The following is a 20,826-nucleotide window of genomic DNA, read 5'->3' on the forward strand; positions in this document are numbered from 1 at the left end:
TGCCTTATTTGTCAAAATTTCTTATATCGTATCCAAAACTCTTCATCTGTGTCTTGTCATCTCTCCAGTCTTTTCTTACCTTGACCCAAAGCTGAAGATTGACCTTGCAGCCTACAAGAGCTTCTATATCTTTACGTGCAGTAGAACCTATCTTCTTGAGCATGCTGCCACCCTTGCCGATGACAATGCCCTTATGGGAATCCCTCTCGCAGATAATGGTGGCATCGATATCCATGATTCCGTCGGGATCATAGCCCTCGTCCACAGGCTCGCCTCCGGGAATATCAAATATAACCGGGCCATCCTCCATCATCTCATCATCAGCTTCACCTGCTTCTATAGCTGCCTTTTCCTGAAGAAGCTTGCTCTTCTTGGGCGGATGCTGATGCCTCTTTTTCTTCTTGGGTTCTGCAGGAGCAGGCTTTTCTCTCATCCTCATGGTCTCGATGGTTACGGCAATTCCGTGAGGCACTTCGTCCTGAAGAAGGCGCAAAGCCTTTTCTCTTATTATCTCAGAAACGATATTTCTCTCAGCCTGATCTGTTATGGTATCCTCGTCATAGAAAGGAGGCCCCACAGGCAAGAACTCTTTTATGGCATCCATGACGCCTTCGATGTTCTTCCTCTTAAGGGCTGCCACATGTACCACCTTGGCAAAATCCATCTCCTGCCTGTAGGTATTCTCAAATTTCTCAAGATTATCCTCAGATACCGTATCAATCTTATTGATGACAAGGATCACAGGCTTCTTGCAGCTCTTTAGCTCTTCGATTATGGACTTCTCTCCGGCACCGATGAAGGTGGAAGGTTCCACCAGCCACAGAATAACATCCACCTCGTCAAGAGTGCTCTTGGCCACCTTGGTCATGTATTCTCCAAGCTTATTCTTGGTCTCATGAATACCGGGAGTATCCAAAAAGATCATCTGGCAGGTCTCATCCGTATATACGGTCATGATCCTGTTTCTGGTAGTCTGTGGCTTACTGGATGTTATTGCAATCTTTTGCCCTATCATCTGATTCATGAGGGTGGACTTACCAACGTTGGGGCGTCCTATGAGAGTTATAAATCCCGTTTTAAAATTATTTTCCATTCTCACCTTCTGCAGAAGTTACGTTCTGCTGTGTATTCTTTGCTACTTTTTTCTTTTTACTCTTTTTGTCGAGAACCCTGACAATTATTACAACTGCAGCTACGAAGATTGCAAAGAGAAGGATCTGCGGAATGTGAATGACAAACCAAATGCAGAATTCAACAAGACCATCTCTGATAGAGATAATGCTTTCAACAAAGCCATCTGCCATTCTGTGGCCTGCGCTCTCCTTCTCGACAGGGGTGAATTTCTCAACCTCCTCAAGATACAGATAAACCGTTGTGTAATCAATCTTGTTATCATAGGTACGAAGCTGAGACTCAATGCTCTCAAGTTCGTATCTGACTTCAGCAAGACGGCTCTCTACAGCAATAAGATCCTCAACAGTCTCAGCAGACTCCATGATCTTAAGAAGTCTCTCCTCTTCGGTCTTAAGAGCTTTTTTCCTGCTCTCGGTATCAGCGTATTGAAGAGTAACATCCTCAACACTTACTGACTTACTGGTGACATTGTTGTTTCCCTCCAGGGTCTCTATAAGCTTGTCTGCATTGTCAGCGGGGATCCTGATGGTATAGTTGGCTGATCTGTCCTCGTTATAAACACTGCTGTTTTCAATATAACCGCCAAGCTCTGTGATCTTGTTCTCCACAAGATTTCTTGCCTTATCAAAATCCTCTGTCTCGGCATTGATATTAATTGTTGTTATAAGCTTCCTGTTTGTCTTGGCAGCTGACTCATTCACTGTCTCTGCCTGAGATCCGGAGGTGTTATAGGACTGATCGTCCATATATGCTTCGTCAGCAGCCTCTTCGTAAATTGCAGCTCCCGCAGGTGCCTCATAGGTCATCTTGGAAGTTGTAAACGCGTTATCTGTAGTAGCCCTGCTTCCTGATGAACCGCATCCTGCAAGAAGTGTTGCTGCCAGCAGGGATGTTCCGATTGCAATACCTAAATTACCTTTTCTTTTCATATCTGATTTCCTCCTTGTATACATATAGGTGTTTTGCTTTTCTATATGGTATACATTTGTGAATGATCAAATGTTGCAACAATCCCTAAATTTTTTTATTTATTTATAAGCTGGCCGATATTATCAAAAATATCTTCACATTCCTGAATCTTTTCTGCAGTTCCGATAACACATACGCACTGATCTTCCATAAAAGCATCAACATAATCCGCCATACTTCTGATTGATTCCTTTGTTGTGGAAAGAAGTTCATCTCTGTTTCTCTGAATATTCTCCATCTTCGCATTGCAAAGATAAGCGGTAAGTCCGTAGGTTCCTTTGCCGGAAGGAGTCTTGGGAGTATCAAGATCAGAAACCGCACCGATCACATACTGAAGAACTACTCTGTCATCTGCATCGAAGTTTCTAAGGTAATCAGCTGCCTTCTCAAAGACCTCAATACTGTTCTTAAGATTGGGATCTCTGTAGGTCACAAAAGCAGAATCACCGTTCTTGGCATAACTGCTCATACATCCGTAGGCACCACCAAGTACCCTGATGTTCCTCCACAAATAATCGTAGCCCATCATAACCTTCAAAACTCTGAGAGTTCCGTTATACTTAAGGCCCTTGGAGGCAAAGTTGCCGGCACGGCACACATACTGAACCTGTCCCGCTGTCTTGAAGGCTTCGTTCTTCTTCTCAGGAACAAGTACAAGCTCGCCCTTTTCATAATCACAGGTAAACAGGGAATCTGCAAATTTTCTGCTCTCTTCGGGAACATTTACATATTCCGCCTCGGTTCCTGTTATGTCTACGATGAGATTCTCAGGTCTGAAAATAGCTCTTGAAAGCATTTCAAGCTTCGTTGCAAGAGCCTCTGCACCTTCGTCTGTCTCTATCTCGCTGATGAGTTCCTCCAGATGCTTGAAATATCCTATTCCGCTGATGCCATCTGCAACCATTGCTGCAGGAGATACATAGGACATTGCTCTTACCGCAGCTGACTGATGACCTGCTGAAGCAAGATCAGACTGCATTCTGGCATACTGCTCGCCGACTATTTCTCTGAGGCGCTTGTAATCATGATATTTGGAACCCGTAACAATCTCTTTAATGAGCTCGAAGGCCTTGGGTAGATTATCATGAAGCACCTTAACATTTATCTCGAACTCTGTTTCAAAACTGGTTGCATCGGATGAATCGGTATAAGTACCGATGGAGCCTCCGATACCTCCGGTATGAATATTGATCTCGTTATAGAGGTCTCCGTAGGTATAATGCTCAGTATCAAGCATTCCCAGCACCTTCTTAAGAGTGGCAGCATAGGGAATAAGCTTGGCGTCAATATTCCTTAGATCAAATACAAAGGTTATATAGTCAATACCATGGGTAAAGATGTTATGGAACAGAATCTTGACCCCGTTTTCCTCTCTAAGCTCATAAATAAACTGCTCTGCTGTCTTTTTGAGATCCTCTCTTCCAAGAAGCGGAATTTTCTTAAGATCTTCAGGATCATCGGGGCTTTCCTGATATTCCCTGAGAGCCTTGGTCTCCAAGGCGATATTCTTAATCTCTTCCGGAGACAGAGATTTCTTGTACTCTGCCAATTTGTTCTTAAGCTCTTCGTCTTTCTTCTCGGTAAGACCTCTTTCAGGCTCAAGAAGAAGTACTGTCCTGTGATTATTATCAAGAAGATACTCACGGATAAGCTTCTCGAAATAGTCTCCCTTTGTCTCCTCTTTGAGTTCTGCAAAGGTCTCATTGGCCTCTACATTGATCCAGGGGCTGTTATCATCGTACAGCCAGCTGTCTAGAACCTGGAGGCCATAGAGAAGTCCCTTAGGATATCTGCCAAAATCAGCCTCTCTGTACTTGAACTCATCAAAGTTAAGGCCAGCAAGCAGGGACTTTTTCTCAATTCCCTTCTCTACCTGCTCCTTTAGAACTTCTCTTATTGTGTTAACAAACTCATCCTTCTGGGATGCATCCGCATTCTTGGCTATTATTGAGAAAACAGGCTGTTTGATGCCGTTGTCGTATTCACTGTATACGTCCTGTCCTATGCCCTTCTCAATGAGAGCCTTCTTGATAGGCGCACCGGGTGCTGAACACAGGGCATAATCCAGAATATCGAAGGCCACATAGAGCTTCTTGTCCAGAGTATCCTTAAGAACGCAGTTGTAAGAAAGATATGTGTTCTTCTCAAGGCTCTCCTCCTGCATTATAGGATAGGGCTTGTGAATCTCCCTGGGTGCGTCAAAGGCGGCCTGCGCAGGGATATCTGAGGATACCTCAAGATAATCGAAACTGCTAAGGTAAGCCTTATCGATATAATCAAGCTTCTCAGCCATATCCATATTTCCGTAGAGGTAAATATAGCTGTTGGAAGGATGATAATATTTTCTGTGAAAATCAAGGTATTCTTCATAAGTCAGATCAGTGATGAAATCCGGGTCACCGCCTGACTCCTTGCCATAGGTGTTATCAGGGAAAAGCGAGCACTGGATCTCCCTTGACAGAACGTCCTCCGCAGACGAAAAAGCGCCCTTCATCTCGTTGTACACCACGCCGTTAACGGTGATATCGGAATCCTCAGATTCCATCTCGTAGTGCCAGCCTTCCTGCTTGAAAATCTTGTCGGTCTTATAAATGTTAGGATAAAATACCGCATCAAGATATACATGCATCAGATTCTGGAAGTCGGTGTCATTGCAGCTTGCGATCGGATACACTGTCTTGTCCGAAAATGTCATTGCATTTAAAAAGGTGTTAAGAGATCCCTTAACAAGTTCAACAAAAGGGTCCTTAATAGGGAATTCCCTGGAGCCGCACAGCACTGTGTGCTCTATGATATGGGCAACACCGGTGGAATTCCTGGGCGGTGTCCTGAATCCTATTGAAAACACCTTGTTCTCATCATCATTGGACAAAAGAGCAATTCGCGCCTTTGTCTTTTTGTGGCTGAGAATATAGCTGTCGGAATTAAGATCCTCAATTCTTCTCTTTTCAACTATTTCGTAAGCCGTTAAATCCTCTATTCTCATTTAATGAATAATTCCTTCCTTCTTTTTCATCAAAGATCACAGTTATATTCTGCAATCAGATATCAAAATCATCGCCGTGCTTGAAGGCGATATCAAACTCATCCTTCTTTTCAGAGGAAGCTCTGCGCTTTGCCCGCCTTTCAGCAGCGCGTCTTCTTTCATCTGCCTTAAGGGCGTCATTGATCTCTTTTCTGTTAAGCGAGATTGTACCCTCAAATTTGGGCATCTTCATATGGGGCTCTGCCGCTCTAGGAGTCTCGTCGTCATCATCCATCGGAAGTACCATTCCCTCAGGAACATATCTTGGAGCATTATTTTTAACAGGCTCTTCTTCCGGAAGCTCAGGCTGAGGTTCGGGCTTGGGCTCAGGTTGAGGTTTAGGCTCTGGCTCAGGTTCCGGCTCTGGCTCAGGTTCCGGCTCTGGCTCAGGTTCCGGCTCTGGCTCAGGTTCCGGCTCCGGCTCAGGTTCCGGCTCCTGCCTGAATTCCGGCTCAACCACTCTGGAAACGCCGGCGCTCTCTGTTTCAGGCTCTTCCTCATCATACTCGTCTTCCACTACAGGAACTCTGTCAGAAGACATGCATATAAGAGCAGCCACACAGGCAAGAATAAAGCCATAGTAAATGGTTACCATAGTCTGATCGTTCATTCTGGTGGCCCCCATGAAGGGAACTGTGGCAAACACGATAAGAAGTGACAGAATCCAGGGTGAAACCTGCTCAACTTCCCTGTTCCTCCAAAAGCCCACGATAACTCCCGACATAGCTACAACGGTTATCAGATAGATGATCTTATAATCCGTGTAGGTCCAGAACATGCTGAAGGTATTCAGATTGTGGAAATAATGGGATGCCCACTTGACGATGGTAACGTCGCCCTGCATTATTCCGGCTTCCTGAAGGATCATTGCCGTGAAAGTAAGGATTGCCCCCAGAAAAACAAATGCAAGTCTTATTAGCTCGCTTTTAACCTCTGTATCATGAATAAAAGGAACAGCAATTATAAGAGGCAATATGGTCACAAAAGTGCCAAAGTCCACATAAGACATAAAGCCAACGACAACGCCTGCCAATAGATACCAGATCACCCACACACGGGAATTATATGCCTTTTTGGCTGCGCCCTTAATGTAAAAGGACACAACTAACAGTTCTATTCCGAACAGAACAAGGAACAGATACTCAGTTGACAGCTTGGCCATTCTGGTATTATCAGAAAAAAGAGGCATAAAAGCCGTATACGCCGCAAAAACAAGGGAAGCCGTCTTACCAAGCAGCATCCTGACTGCAAAAGCTCCGCAGATAATAAATACGGTAAATAGGAATACTTCGAAGAAAAACGCCACAGAAATCTTATTACCAGTAAAGAGAAGCACAAAGCCAAGAAGCTTGGAATAAAGAATTGATAAAAGATCGGTTTCCTGAATCTTTACGCCGTGCACGGCAGCATTATCATACAGTGTGATCTTACCTGAAGGTATTGCTGTTGTTCTGAAGAGCAAATTGACTCTGTAAACAACAGATCCGATAATTATCCCTGCCAGGGTTATGCCGTACAGGATCTTAAAAACAATTTTTCTCGACAGCTCTTCGGCGCCGATGGCATCACAGACTCTTCCCAGAAGGAAGGTCACAACTCCCATGATAAGAACAGACAGCACTGTGAAACCGCCCACATAAAGATATATGTCTTTAGACGGAAAAAGTCCCGAAAAGTAACTACAGCTCGCTATCATAACCACATCAAAAAGAAGAAAAACACAAAAGATGCATATTGCCGGCCATTGGCGTCTTAGTTTCATTTCAGGACTCCCCCACGTCATTTGTTTTTTAACTTAAATATTCACTTGAAAAATTACTCTTCAGGCTCATCCCAGTTGTGGTATACAGCCTGTACATCATCATCTTCGTCAAGAAGATCAAGAATTCTTGTAAGATACTTAACAGTCTCAGGATCTGTTACGGAAACATAATTCTGAGGAATCATTGTTACCTCTGCTGAAGCTGTCTCAACCCCCTCTTTGCCAAGTGCCTCAACTACGGGCTGGAAGTTCTCGGGAGTTGTAAGAATCTCGTAAGAATCCTCTTCCTCATTGAAATCATCAGCACCTGCATCGAGTACGAGCATCATAAGATCGTCTGAAGACATCTTGCACTCTTCCTTGTCGATGAGGATCTGTCCCTTATTATCAAACATATAGGATACGCAACCGGGAGTTCCCACGTTGCCGTTTCCTTTGGTGAATGCGCTCTTAACGTTAGCAGCTGTTCTGTTTGAATTATCTGTAAGAGCCTCAACGATAATGGCTGTTCCGCCAGGACCGTATCCTTCGTAAGTAATGCTCTTGTAATCTACTGCTCCGTCGGCACCTGAAGCCTTCTTGATACCACGTTCGATGGTGTCGTTGGGCATGTTGTTGGCCTTTGCCTTAGCGATTACTGTTGCAAGCTTGAAGTTGTTGGCAGGGTTAGGGCCGCCTTCCTTAACAGCAACTGCGATTTCCTTTCCGATAATGGTAAAGATCTTACCCTTTGCCGCATCATTCTTTTCTTTCTTGTGCTTGATGTTAGCAAACTTTGAATGTCCTGACATAAAACCTGTTTTCCTTTCATATATATGTTTAAATCTATTTTGCTATTGCAAGTTCATGGTCCTCTTCTGAAACCTCTTCAGGTAATTTGTTAGCCAAAACGTCCTGTATCATATGGTTCTTAACAGAAAGAATCTTGAAACTATAGCCTTCCACATTGACGGTAAAGTCTACATCTTCCTCGGGTATCCTGTCAAGTTTTGAAATAAGGAAGCCGTTAAGAGTCTCAAACTGAGTCTCACCAAAGCTTAGGTCAAACCTCTTCTCAAGGACTTCTATAGGTGTCTTACCGTCTACGATATATTCGCCCGAATTCTTGGTGGGCTTGATATAATTAACATCTTCGTCGTATTCATCCAGGATATTACCGACAATCTCCTCAAGAATATCCTCCATGGATACCAGTCCTACTGTCTGTCCGTACTCATCTATGATGATAACCATCTGAGTCTTGGTGGACTGCATACCGTGGAAAAGAGAATCGATGTTCCTGGTCTCGGGAACGAACTTGGGCTGTCTTAAAAGCCCCTTGATTTTCCTGATGGGAAGCTGTGCATCCGTCTCGTCGGAAAGCTTCTTCATGGCATCCCTGATGTGCATGATCCCGATTATATGATCGATATCATCCAGATAAACAGGGAATCGGGAATTGTTGGTGTTCATCATGAAGCTGACCGCATCCTTAAGGCTCATGTTGGCATCAATGGCCACCATATTGTTTCTGTTGGTCATGATGTCCTGAGCTTCCTTGTCGGAGAACTCAAAGATATTGGATATCATGTCCGCCTCTGCCTCCTGAAGAACGCCCTGTTCCTGGCCTTCATTTACCATTGACTTTATCTCTTCCTCTGTGACATCCGACAGATTGTCGTCTTCTCTCACACCGAAGATATACAAAACTCCGGAGGACAGCACATTGGTAAGATAAACAAAAGGCATACTGAGAAGTCTGAAAAAACTGACAGGATAAAAGCATACATAAGCCCATTTCTCAGGATTTCCCAGTGCAAGTCTTCTTGGAATGATAATTCCAAAGCACATGATGAGCAGCGCCAGGACAAGTCCCACGGCAATAAAAATCAAACTCTGTGCCAGTTCCTGCTCATTGACGCCGGCCATTCGAACAATAAAGTCCGTTAGGTCATATGTAACAATACCACCAAGAAGCATGTTAATTATAATTGTAACAAAATGCATGCTCTTGACATGGTTCGAATCATTCTTAAGAAGTTCCAACAGCTTTTTGCTGATACCATCCTTCAGTTCCGCATCCTTTTTCTCCACATCCTCCTGCCTTAAATGCAGAAGTGCACAGGAAAAACCCTGAACCAGAACATCGATTAAAAGAATCAGACAAAAAGCGAAAATACTGACAGAAGGCAAGCCTTCGTCCATAATCAAATCCTCCTGTAAACATGAATAAACAAAAATGCGCAAAACATCAAATTAAACTATATCACATTTTTCCATTTGTTGAAAGTAGGCGCAGCATCTCCTTCTTGATGCGCTCATCATAAATGCCGTCCTTGGCCTTCTCGGATTTTGGAAGTTTATCGTACGCCACCAGCATAGGATGCTGTCTCTTGGCATTATTTCTGACTTCATTGTAGGTCCAGTGATTAATAAAATAGAATCTGCACCATCTTATGTGCTCAAGCTCCCATGCAATCTCACTGTCCTCGGAGAGTTCTCCGTCCTCAAAAAGCCTCTGCTCTATCCAGAAATGATCGGCTCTTGCCACATTGGAATCCATATAAAAACCGCTGAGTTTTTTCCACTCATCCTCCATCTCCTGCTTGAAATCTTCGGGAGCAGTTCTACCGGCATATCTAAGGCAATAGTCATAATTAAACAGCTTACCGAGTTGGTAAAGTTTTTCTTCCTTGACATTCTCCTCTGTAAGAACGTCCTTGATATCTCCAAAGGTAAGGATCTTGTCGGAGAGATACAGGTCGCTGAAATCCGTCATTGATTCCGAATAGCAATGAACCTCTGCATCGGGATTGATGTACAGCATTCTCTGAAGCGCTTCAACGGTGTGTTCCTTCAGGGTATAGATTATTCTGTCCATCTCCTTGATCGAATCAATTTCCTCATCCCAGTTGCCGTCATGAACTATTATCTTGTCCTTGTTCATGGTGCTGAGTCGTTTAACGAAGGTCTTCTCAAACTCATCACATCCCCAGATATGATATTCGAAATTCTGATCAAGGGAAAAAATATTGTTAAGAAATCCATACTTAAAAATGGCAATTCCCACCTGATCATAGCCGATGATCGCAATCTTAACGGCTTCTTTTCTCTTATCGTAGAGATTATTGTCCTTCCAGTAGGTTCTGGCAAGGAGATCATAGATGTTAAAGAAATGAAGGGCTGCTTCCTCATCATCTGCAGCTTCCAAAAGTGTGGAATCAACCTGCTGCATCAGCATATATACGTTCTTATCCTTGAGTTTTTTCTCATGCTTGGTGTAGAAATTTATATTATTCAAGTCATCAGAAAACATAAGGATATGGTTGTTGACTCTCTCCGCCCTCTCGGTGCTGTCCACTATGTAGCCATGCCTTATCGTGCGAAGAAGCTCCTTTCCCCAGTCGTTGTCGGTATAGACAACCGTGGCATCCTTGTGGAGCCTCACAAACATATGCCCAACTCTTCTTGATGCATATCTGACTACGCTTAAGATGATACCTGCAACAACTATGGTGGAGGTTATCTCCGCAAAGACAACATATCCGTTTTCTATATCAACGACAGGATTGACGAAATACAGGGCAATGGAAGCATACACAGTCTCCCAAAACCCCAGTTTTCCAACCACTCTGTATCCTATAAATGCACTGATAAAAGGAATGGCTGCCGCCACATAGGACAGCCAGAAGAGCTTTTCTCTGATAACTCTGAATATCTTCATAAAATATGGTTCCCCATTCAAACTTAACTTTTTTCTAAAAAAGCTGATAACATCATACACATTATCATTTTCCCGTCACTATTTGCAAGCACTTATTACATAGGATAAAATTAGAAAAGTGATCATCACAATATCAGAATAAATGGGGAATAAAATGGTTTCGATTGTTACGATGGCTGCAAATGCACTCGGGGGAATAATTGTTAGTGCTTTGAGAGCTTTCTTTTCTTTGATATCCTGGTTTTTAAAAAACTTTTTCAACTGCATCAAGTACTTTTTCTGTGTTCTCCCGGTTACAGCTGTAGTATTCTCCGGGCTTTTTGTTGTGAACATTGTGCTGCTGATAACAGGGTCCTTTCATGTCTCCGAAGCAGATTTCCTTCCGGCTGAGGGAGTTAACGAAGCAAACAGGCTTCTTGATGCAGGCACTAACACAGTCGCTGTAATGTACAGAGAGCTTATTTCCTGGTGGAATGATACAGTTTACGTTCTGCACGTGGGCCCTGCATACATTGTTCTTTTGGTTGTTACGATACTGATGTTTGTTCCCGTGGTAAGCGTGCTGCTGTGTATCTCAGTATTTGCCTCCTATTCAGCGGTACTCTTCGGGGCAGTATGCGTGGACGCAGCGATTTATATCCTACGTCTGATCCTTGGCAAATCTCCGGCAAAACAGATTCAGGGCAGATATTTCCTGCTGTTTAGGGATGCCGGTAAAAAGCATGATGAGAAAACCTATGAAAAGTGGCTGAGGCGCCATCACGATGAATTCGAAAATGATGAATATGAGAAATCGCCTCGCTGGTCCAAGGTTGACACCTTCTATGAGGACGAGGCTTCTGATGATCGATATGAAGATGATTACTACGAAGATGATTACTATAAAGACGAAGCTGAATATGAGGATGAGGAAGACTATCCGGAAGACAGTGAATATGGCTACCCTGATGAGTATTCTGATGATGAGGAATATTACGAAGAAGAATATGATGACGACGAATCTGATGAAGACTACGATGATGAAAATCCCGGCTTTGATTTCTTTGCCGGTTGCAGTTCAAAGGAAAGCCTTGATAAAAAATACAGATCCCTGGTCAAGCTCTATCATCCCGACAATATGGACGGTGATACCCGGGCACTCCAGGAAATCAACGTCCAGTATGACAAGGCCAAAAAGAGTAAAAGATTTCAGGAAACATAAACTCTTGGTACTCTTTTGTTAATATCACAGGTGAGCTCATAGTTGAATCTTCCGCTGAGCTCTCCAAGAAACTCTGCGGTGATCTCCTCACCGCTCTTTTTATCTCTTCCGAGAAGGACTACTTCATCCCCCTCTGCTGCATCGGGAATATCAGTAACATCCACCATGAACTGATCCATGCACACGCGTCCCAAAATGTTGGCGCGTCTGCCATTTATAAGTACATAGCCCTTGTTGGACAGACTCCTTGGATATCCGTCGCCGTAGCCTACGGGAATGGTTGCGATCCTGGTGCTGTCACCGGTCACATAGGTTCCGCCGTAGCTTACAGGTGTTCCTGCAGGAACCTCTTTGATCATTACTATATGACTGATAAGCTCCATGGTGGGTTTAAGATCTATTATGTCCTTGGGCACTTCCTCAGAGGGCCACATCCCATAGACGGTTACTCCTGCTCTCACCATATCCATGCTTGATTCGGGAACTGCTATAATGCTGGCGGAATTGGCACAATGCTTGATTGGAATTGTAATACCGGCCTTCTCCTCTGCCATATTCACGAAGTCAGAAAAGACCTTCTCCCTCTCCTTCACATTGGTGAGATCCTTTTCATCCGCTCTGGCAAAATGGGTAAATATTCCTTCTATTCTGACTCCCTTAAGAGCTGCTACCTCTTTGATAAAATCTGCTCCGTTGTCATCAGGGGTAATTCCTATTCTGCTCATTCCGGTATCCACAGCAATATGAATAGGTGCAGGCTCTGACAGCTCGCCGCTATCTATAAGTGCCTGTGCGCACTCAGACAGCTCTTTTGCCATGTCCATACGAAATACGGTGGGACGAATTCCCTGTAAAAGCATTCTCCTATGAGAATATGGGAATGTATAACCAAGGATGAGAATGGGCTTATTGACTCCATTGTCTCTAAGTTCGAAGGCCTCCTCTGCGGTGGCTGTGGCATATCCGCTGATATAATCCACTTTCTCCAGTTCTTCTGCTATACGAACCGCGCCGTGTCCATAGGCATCCGTCTTGATAACAGCCATCATCCTTGTGCCCGCAGGTATATTATTCTTCATAGCATCAAGATTATGTCTTATGGCACCAAGATCAATTTTGGCATATACTCTGGAGTATTCTTCCAACATGTTCAAACCATCCTTATAAATAAAATTTAATCCAATAAATTGGCTAGCTCACTGGTGATATCCGAAGCTGCCATGAAATGCTTGCCAAGCCTCTTCGCTGCGGCATCTCCGCAGAGGCCGTGGAGATAACAGGACAGGCACGCTGCCTCGAAGCTACTCTGCTTATCGCAGATAAATGCCCCCATTATTCCCGACAGAACGTCACCGCTTCCGGCTGTTGCCATTCCGTCATTGCCGCTTACGTTAATATATATCTTTTTCTCATAGCCATCGGCTATTATGGTTCTTGCATCCTTGCAGACCACCGTACAGTGAAGCTCCGAAGCAAGAAGTCTTGGATATTCAAGAATATTGTCCTTGCATTCCTTAACACTCTTACCGTATAGTCTTGCAAACTCTGCAAGATGAGGTGTAAGAATTAGTCTCTTACCGCCGGTAGCATAGTTGGCAGCAAGGTTTCTGAGTTTCTTGTCCTCAGCGATGATATTAATTGCATCTGCGTCTACGACAAGACTTTTATCATAGCTCTTTAATACACTTCTTACAAGCTTTTTGCCCGTTGAAAGTGTTCCAATGCCGGGTCCGAGAACAGCCTGGGTAGACCATTCAAAAGCCTTCTCAAGCTTGCTTTCAAAATTCTCGTCCTCTTCATACACATCAAGTATTGCTTCCGGTAAAAGAGTCTTGACGGCGACCGCATTGGCACTTGATGTAAATACGCGTATCATACCGGAGCCGCTTCTGAGCGCTGCTGTTGCACATAGGATACAAGCTCCGCTGATGTCTGTGGAACCTGCAATGATCAGAACTTTACCATTGCTTCCCTTATTGGAATCCTTTTTTCTGGAAGGAAGAAGCTTATCTATATCTCCGTCATAGAAAAAGGCCTCCGGTTCCTTTCCAAGAAAACTCTCCCCGGTGATACCGGCGTCCTCAACGTAGAGTCGCCCAACTTGTTCACAACCGGGGTACATGAGTTGTCCTATCTTGACCTGATTAAAAGTCACTGTGGCATCCGCCTTAACTGCGGCCTGGCATATCTGACCGTTATCGGCATTGACCCCCGAGGGCATGTCGACAGAAACAATGAACAGGTCATCCTTTCGAACAGCTTTCTGCTGGTTGATGAAGTTAACAGCCTCAACGTAATCTCCGGACACAGGCCTCGACAGGCCGATTCCAAACATCGCATCTATTATGATATCCCACTGAACAATGTTTTTGTTGTCCACTATATTGGAAAAAGTGTCCGTGAGTATCTTGTACTTTTCCAGAATCTTAAGCTGCTTAAGAAGAAGGTCTGAGCACTTGGTATAATCTCCAAGAACACAGATATTGACGCGATATCCCCTCTGAAGAAGAAGTCTTGCTGCGCAGGCTCCGTCTCCGCCGTTATTTCCCACACCGCATATTATAAGACAACGAAGCGGCCTGTTAATGCAGCGCCCGGCTCTCCACTCATCTATCCTGTCGCAGATCTTGAGAGCAGCTCTCTCCATAAGGATAGCGCTGTCAATTCCAAAATGCTCAGTGGTATTTCTGTCACAGATTTTCATCTCACTGCTGGTAACCGCATATCTCATTGTCATCCTCCTTTTGGGAAATGGCCATAAACATTAAGGCTGCCAAGAACGGCAGCCCTGTATTATTCTACATATTCATTTTCATTGCCGGCAAGAGGGCGCCTTACTGGGTGTCTTCTGTCCGGGTCATACTTCATGTCAAAAATCTCGATAACCTCCGGTCCGAAGATCTGATGCATATAGGAATAAAGATTGTAATTCTCCATCTCCGATTCCTGAAGCCTTATGACATTTTTCTTAAGTTCCACTCTTACCTTGGAGATCCATTCATCCATAGCCTTGATATAATCGGTATTGTCATGAAGTCTCTCGTAGCACACCTTCATGGTTTCTATCATAAGCTTGTAATCTATATCATAGATCTCTTTGGAAAGACTCAGAAGCTCATCTGTATGACTGTCGAGCCTCTCGTTACATTCATTGATAAGACGGGTTCTGTCCTGAATCTCCTTCTCAATCTGGGGAGAGTCACCGGACTTGGTGGCCTGATCTCTCAAGGGGACAATTTCAGCAAGGAGCTTCTTTTTGAGCTTCTTGATGTCCTTGGTCTCGGTTCTGATCTTGCCATCACGTTCAACCAGTGCATTCAGTTGATCCGCCAGAGCCTCAATCTCAGGCGTCATCTCCGTCTGCGTAAACAGCTGGTGCCATTTATTATCCAGTGTAAGGATGGGAATACTCTTTCCCTCCAGCGCAGACATGTACACTTCGTCATTCTTTGCCATCGGTGTCTCTTTCCGGTATCCTCCCTCGGACTATTAATCCTTGGATGGGTTCAATGTTTTCTCGTACCTATTTATATTATACGATAATTTCATTAAACTGTCAGATAAATGTACATTTTCTACCTGAATATTGTTAGGAACTTCCAGATCCACATGGGCAAAGTTCCATATAGCCTTGATTCCGCAGGCTGCAAGCTTCTGAGCCATGGGCACTGCCTGTTCCTTGGGGATGGTCAGTACTGCGATCTCGATCTTGTTCTCTTTGACAAAATCCTCCATCTCCTCGATGGGGCGTACCTCCACGTTCCTGATCATTGTGCCGTAGAGATCGGGATTGCAATCAAAAGCCCCCTTAAAAACAAATCCCCTTCTTGTAAAATTGGTATATCCTGCAAGTGCCTTGCCAAGATGGCCGGCGCCTATGATAACAAGACTGTGCTGCTTGTCAATGCCGAGGATCTTACTGATCTCCTCGTAGAGATAGCCTACATTATAGCCGTATCCCTGCTGGCCAAAGCCTCCAAAATTGTTGAAATCCTGCCTTATCTGTGAAGCAGTGACCTTCATAATATCACTTAATTCCTGGGAGGAAATTCTCTCAATACCCCTCTCTTTGAGATCTCCTAGATATCTGAAATAGCGCGGCAGACGACTGATGACCGCCTGTGAAATTTCCTTCTCTGACATGATAACTCCCTATTCAATTACATTTTTTGACTAATATCAAAGACTTAATTGTTAATTAATCAACGATACAATTATAGCCGTCCGTTAAATAAATGTCAATCAAACAAAGCCTTTATCTCTCCCGGTGTAAGTTCCTGTGTCGGGGCAAAATCATCTGAGTCCAAATAGGCATAAATCGCGTAAAGAAGCGCCTTTGCCTCAGGATATTCGAGCAGATCCGAAAGTCCCATTGAGGAAAACATAACCCTTCCCTTCAGACATCTGCATTCAAATAATTTCGCCATATTTCTTAGATATGAATAGCTGTCCAACTCCTTGATTATGGGCTTGATCTTATCAGGAACAAACACTGCTCTTCTACCTGCCATAGGCCACCACTGCCACTCGTTATGGTTTCCTGTGGGGAATCTTTTGAAAAGAGGATGGGAGTCATCAATATACTGTCCCATTCCGCCCTCCTGAAAATCAAAGGTTCCAACAGACCAGAAATCCGTAGAAAACTGTGCCTTGATAGAATGAGGAAGCGACTCCTTATCTGAAGCAGGCGACAGGAAAACTGTGCCGCCTTCTTCAAGAACCTTCAGGGCTGTATCATCAAAAGATGCTGTTTCATATACTGAATCCGGCTTCGCAGGAGTTATGTCAGGAAAAGCCCAGATCTTGTACGTACTTGTAATGGGCTCATTTTCAATCCCCCGGCTTTCTTCCGGCAAAAGAGATATTCTTATTACAAGACATACTCCCACGTCTTCGGGTATACATATTCTTCCGAGTCCGGACTTAAGGAGTGAGAATCTGATTCCTAATTTCCCTGCGGTGGTTAATTCTCCTTTGGGAAAATGCTGCGTTCTCTGCGTCTGATGCATCAGACCTATACCTGTGTTTTCCTCCGAGATTTCAACCTCAATCTCTCCACCGATATCTCTTTTACCATAGTTGGCAATTGTAATGTCACAGGAAAGAAGCTCGCTGAAGGTGTAGGTATATTTCGGAAGACATGCCAGTACACGGACAGGTGCAAAAAACTCCCTGAATCTCTCCGGCGCTGCAAACTTATAGGGCTTGGGCTCCATATGAGAGTTCATCATACCAACAAGTGCGGTTCCCTGTCCCGGGAAATCCTGGATTCCAAGAAGAGACAATCCGGACATTTCAGGAGTGCGAAGAACCGCTTCCACCTCCTCCCCGTAGCACATAAGCGCAGTCTCACCGGTGGCTTCAACATACTTCTTCCAGTCTTTCAATGCGCCTTTTTGCTCTGCCCTGTCCCTGATCATTTTGTAATTCACCGGATCAGATACTCCCCTGAATTCCTGTATTTCGTCGAAATCGGGAAGTATCTCATATTGCCCCACTTCAAAGCCAAAAATTGGCTTGCGGTATTCTTTTCTGATCTCATTACAGACTTCATTGAAGTTATGACAGGCGCTTGGATAGTCCTCATTAAGATGCCCCTTCATTCCGGCAGAAGTTGCTCTCAGCATCGTCTTACGATAGTCACTTGCGGTATAGAAATCGCTCTTTCCATTGGCTCCCCTATCTCCGTAGAAATTGTTGGATCCCCAGGCATAGAGCCTTGTATCATCGATACTTTTTGCGATATCAAGAAGCTCCTCCATCTTAGATATTCCGGCTTCTGATGAATGCAGTTCATTCCCGAGAGTCAGCATCACAAAAGAAGGGTGGTTCGCATAACTTGTTATAATCTCCACCAGTTCTTTTTTGTAATATTCGTAACTGTTCTCCGGTATAAATGCGTCCACAGGATTCCAGTGTGACAGCTCCGGCTGCACCATTATCCCAAGTTTGTCAGCCGCTTCAAAGGCAGCCTCAGGAGGACAATGGGAGTGAAATCTCACGCAGTTAATCCCATAGGATTTGTACTTCTCCATGATGTCCAGCCATCTGTCCTTATCCATTGGCCAGTGGCCCTCCTCAGGAAATTCTGCGCAGTTAGCTTCGCCTCTTAAAAAGAATCGTCTTCCATTTATCGTCAGCCTTCCGGTATTATCATAGCCAAAGTCCCTGATTCCGAAGGTCTTATATACACTATGGATTTCTTTGCCCTGCAGGTCATAGAGAGTTGCTTCAACACAGTAGAGATTATCCTCATATTCATCCCACTTAAGTACATCGGAAGCCAGCTCAATACTATCGGTCTCAATTTGAATGCAGTTGTTGCTGTAGTCGTTGGTATTGGAGATCGCCATTTGGGCTGCTTCTTCTCTAAATGCCTTGCTGCGGATGACTATGTTCCCCTGAAATCCGGCATCTGCTGAAATAGCCGCCTTCACATAAGCCCTATTTCCCCTTGTGTAGATCCTGAGATCATCAATGAAATTACCGGGTACAACCTTAAGTCCCACTTTTCCGATAAGCCCGTTCCAATTAGTCTGGGTCTCATCGGTAGCAGCCGATGAATACAGGATATTTGCAGCCGGCATGCCTTCATAGCTGTTATCACAGACAAGCTCAATCCTGCTACCCTCATGTACAAGTCCCGTTACTTCAAATACATACGGTGTAGATAAGGTCCCACGAATTGACTCTACTTTTTTACCATCCACAAATAGCTTAAGACCGCGTGATCTCTCCACCTCAAGAAAAACTCTGCAATCAGGATCTACTACATCCTTACTGTCTATCACCCTCGAATAAACAGCTTCTCCCATATAGTAATTCTTCCGGGTAAACCTGCTCGCAATTGGCCCATCGGCCTTGACAAACTCCCTGCCCTCTTTCTTGAGAAGCAGCTCATCTGCACCGCCGACACCATTCTCATCAAGTGTCCCCGGAATCATGACATCATATTCCTTATCTTCAATTCTGACTTTCCAATTCCCCTCAAGATTTATATACATGCTCCATACCTTATACCTTGATATATTTGTTATTAATCATATCTCTTTAAGCTGCGGTTGCATACTGCGCATATTGCCAATCCATATCAGAAAATTGCTTACAGGCAATAAAAAACCCGGGAATCGTTGGAGACTCCCGGGCACTAAATTCTATGATCAAGGTTTGAAGTAGCTCATTGCATCGGTCATGCCGGAGGCAAGTTCCTGAAGCTTTGCAGCGGATTCGGAGATGATTGCGAAGGTTGCATTCAGCTCCTGCATTGATGCATTGGTCTCTTCCGTTGATGCTGCGTTTTCTTCGGAAATAGCCGACAGATCGGAAATAATCTCTACCAGCTTATCCTTAGCTATAGAGAGCTGATCTACGTGGGAAGCAATGCTGCCTATGGATTCGGAAACATTGTCAACGTTCTCAGCCATGGACTGCATATTGGTCCTGGTATCGCCAAGCTGCTGCTCCTGCTGCTCAAAGCTTGCGTTGAGCCTCTGCATTACTTCTACGGAAGCTTCTGAATCGGCAACCAGCTTCTCAACAATCTTCTTGATCTCTTCGGCGCTGTTACTACTCTGAACAGCCAACTGGCCAATCTCTGTTGCAACCACTGCAAAGCCTTTACCTGCATCTCCCGCTCTTGCAGCCTCAATACTTGCATTAAGTGACAGCAGGTTAGTCTGGGATGCGATCTCTGTGATAGCCTCTGAGAACTTGGAGATCTCTCTTGCAGATTCATTGGTGGAATCAATGGTCTGTCCGATATCTTTAACGGATGCCTGAACCTCTCCGCTTTGCTCTATGAGCTTGCCAAGGGCTTCCATGGCAGCCTCGCAGGATTCTTTCATCTGATTAGTATAACTGTTGAGCTGCTCAACATTCTCAGCAACCACTTCAATATCTTTGCCAATATGCTGAGTATTGCCTGCGGCGTCTTCTACGCTTTCAGCCTGGTTCACAGCGCCCTTGGATATTTCATCCACAGCTTCGCTGACCTGCATGGATGCATGAGATGCCTGATTCGCGGAGCTGGACAGTTCTGCTCCGGAATCCTTGAGTTCCCGGGACATATCCATGGTAGTCTTAATTACTTCGCCAAGCTTCTCACTGAGTGTCTTGGCACCATCGGCAAGAAGTCCGATTTCATCGTTTCTGTCTATTGAGCTCTGGTCGATATTAAGCTTAAGTTCACCTCTTGAAAGGCTTCCGAGCTCATCTGCAATGGCTCTCATCTTTACGGATGACTTATTTGCAATAACAATTCCGGTGATTGATACAACAACTGTAACTATAAGGGAGAAAAGAGACATATTAAGGATGATCATCTTAACAGCTGATTCTACAGAATTGCTCTCCCTACCTGCAAATACCATTCCGATGCAGGTGCCGTCATCATTGCAAAGAGGCTCATAGTAGCAGTAATAGCTCTCTGCAGCGCCTGCAGGAACAGTCTTGGCTGAATAATTACCCTTATTCTGAACAACCGCGCTGTATACTTTATCAGAAATGTTGTATCCTACAGCTTTCTTTCCCGAGCTGTCCTTCATGGTTGTAATAACTCTTTCTTTTCCATAGAAAACAGAATATTCCACACCGGTCTGAGCTTTAAGCTTATCAAGAATGGTCTCGTATTCCTCCATTACATTTTCTTCGCCTTTGTAGACAATGCCATCCACATAGGACCAGTCGCCGTCCCACACATTGCTCATTTCACTGTTCAACTGTGTAACAGCAACCTTAAGTTCCTCATTAAACATATTGGTATAGGTTTTGTCTATCTCAATACCGCTAATGACAGTTAAGGCGATTGCTACCACAATAATAGCCGCAACTGCTGCAAAAATGAGTTTCTGTACCAGTTTACCTTTTCTAACTCTACCTTCCATATCGTAGGCAACCTCCTTAACATAATTGTCTCGATCATCGTATTCACGTTATACAAATGTAAATTTATCTATATTACGAACTGCATTAATATTATATATAAAAAAGCCTCCGACGTATATGTCGAAGGCTCTTTTAATTATAAAATTTTC

14 protein-coding genes are annotated in these 20,826 nt (G+C 44.2%); 1 reads left to right on the forward strand and 13 read right to left on the reverse strand.

The window, feature by feature from the left end; translation table 11 throughout:
* Positions 1–4: 4 nt before the first annotated feature.
* The 7 genes from era to NXH67_RS01605 all read right to left on the reverse strand — a co-directional run bounded on the left by era (position 5) and on the right by NXH67_RS01605 (position 10,593).
* Positions 5–1,093, reverse strand: coding sequence for a GTPase Era (era, locus tag NXH67_RS01575; RefSeq protein ID WP_272796130.1), 1,089 nt, complete (start codon positions 1,091–1,093; stop codon positions 5–7).
* Entirely contained in the window at positions 1,083–2,063 is a 981-nt protein-coding gene (locus tag NXH67_RS01580; RefSeq protein ID WP_272796131.1) for a DUF4349 domain-containing protein, read from the reverse strand. Before NXH67_RS01580 ends, era begins: the two co-directional genes overlap by 11 nt.
* Before the next feature lie 95 nt (positions 2,064–2,158).
* Entirely contained in the window at positions 2,159–5,089 is a 2,931-nt protein-coding gene (locus NXH67_RS01585; RefSeq protein ID WP_272796133.1) for an insulinase family protein, read from the reverse strand.
* Between the two features lie 55 nt (positions 5,090–5,144).
* Positions 5,145–6,890, reverse strand: coding sequence for a hypothetical protein (locus NXH67_RS01590; RefSeq protein ID WP_272796134.1), 1,746 nt, complete (start codon positions 6,888–6,890; stop codon positions 5,145–5,147).
* A 53-nt stretch (positions 6,891–6,943) separates the two neighbouring features.
* Positions 6,944–7,681: a YebC/PmpR family DNA-binding transcriptional regulator gene (locus NXH67_RS01595; protein WP_022778753.1), complete on the reverse strand. Its 738-nt coding sequence runs from the start codon at positions 7,679–7,681 to the stop codon at positions 6,944–6,946.
* Positions 7,682–7,715: 34 nt separating this feature from the next.
* Positions 7,716–9,074 (reverse strand): hemolysin family protein, encoded by a 1,359-nt coding sequence (locus NXH67_RS01600; protein WP_022778752.1) that lies wholly within the window; start codon positions 9,072–9,074, stop codon positions 7,716–7,718.
* A gap of 61 nt (positions 9,075–9,135) precedes the next feature.
* Positions 9,136–10,593, reverse strand: a complete 1,458-nt coding sequence (locus NXH67_RS01605; RefSeq protein WP_022778751.1) for a RyR domain-containing protein — start codon at positions 10,591–10,593, stop codon at positions 9,136–9,138.
* Positions 10,594–10,735: 142 nt separating this feature from the next.
* Here NXH67_RS01605 and NXH67_RS01610 point away from each other — a divergent pair, with 142 nt between their 5' ends.
* Positions 10,736–11,794, forward strand: a complete 1,059-nt coding sequence (locus NXH67_RS01610; protein WP_272796137.1) for a J domain-containing protein — start codon at positions 10,736–10,738, stop codon at positions 11,792–11,794.
* Here NXH67_RS01610 and alr read toward each other — a convergent pair.
* From alr to NXH67_RS01640, 6 genes are all read right to left on the reverse strand, one after another.
* The gene (gene alr, locus NXH67_RS01615; RefSeq protein ID WP_272796156.1) at positions 11,782–12,939 is read right to left on the reverse strand and encodes an alanine racemase; all 1,158 of its coding nucleotides are present in this window, start codon (positions 12,937–12,939) and stop codon (positions 11,782–11,784) included. The genes NXH67_RS01610 and alr overlap by 13 nt on opposite strands.
* 29 nt (positions 12,940–12,968) lie before the next feature.
* Complete coding sequence (locus tag NXH67_RS01620; protein ID WP_022778748.1) at positions 12,969–14,525, reverse strand: bifunctional ADP-dependent NAD(P)H-hydrate dehydratase/NAD(P)H-hydrate epimerase; 1,557 nt, start codon at positions 14,523–14,525, stop codon at positions 12,969–12,971.
* A gap of 62 nt (positions 14,526–14,587) precedes the next feature.
* Positions 14,588–15,250, reverse strand: a complete 663-nt coding sequence (locus NXH67_RS01625; RefSeq protein WP_272796138.1) for a hypothetical protein — start codon at positions 15,248–15,250, stop codon at positions 14,588–14,590.
* A gap of 33 nt (positions 15,251–15,283) precedes the next feature.
* A complete protein-coding gene (locus tag NXH67_RS01630; protein WP_022778746.1) occupies positions 15,284–15,937 on the reverse strand; it encodes a redox-sensing transcriptional repressor Rex in 654 nt (217 codons plus the stop codon).
* Positions 15,938–16,032: 95 nt separating this feature from the next.
* The gene (locus NXH67_RS01635) at positions 16,033–18,798 is read right to left on the reverse strand and encodes a glycoside hydrolase family 2 TIM barrel-domain containing protein (protein WP_272796139.1); all 2,766 of its coding nucleotides are present in this window, start codon (positions 18,796–18,798) and stop codon (positions 16,033–16,035) included.
* Between the two features lie 156 nt (positions 18,799–18,954).
* Positions 18,955–20,676 carry a methyl-accepting chemotaxis protein gene (locus NXH67_RS01640; RefSeq protein WP_272796140.1) on the reverse strand — a complete coding sequence of 574 codons (1,722 nt, stop codon included), beginning with the start codon at positions 20,674–20,676 and terminating at the stop codon, positions 18,955–18,957.
* Between the last annotated feature and the right edge of the window lie 150 nt (positions 20,677–20,826).

This window comes from Butyrivibrio sp. DSM 10294, from assembly GCF_028539135.1.
GTDB lineage: Bacteria > Bacillota > Clostridia > Lachnospirales > Lachnospiraceae > Butyrivibrio.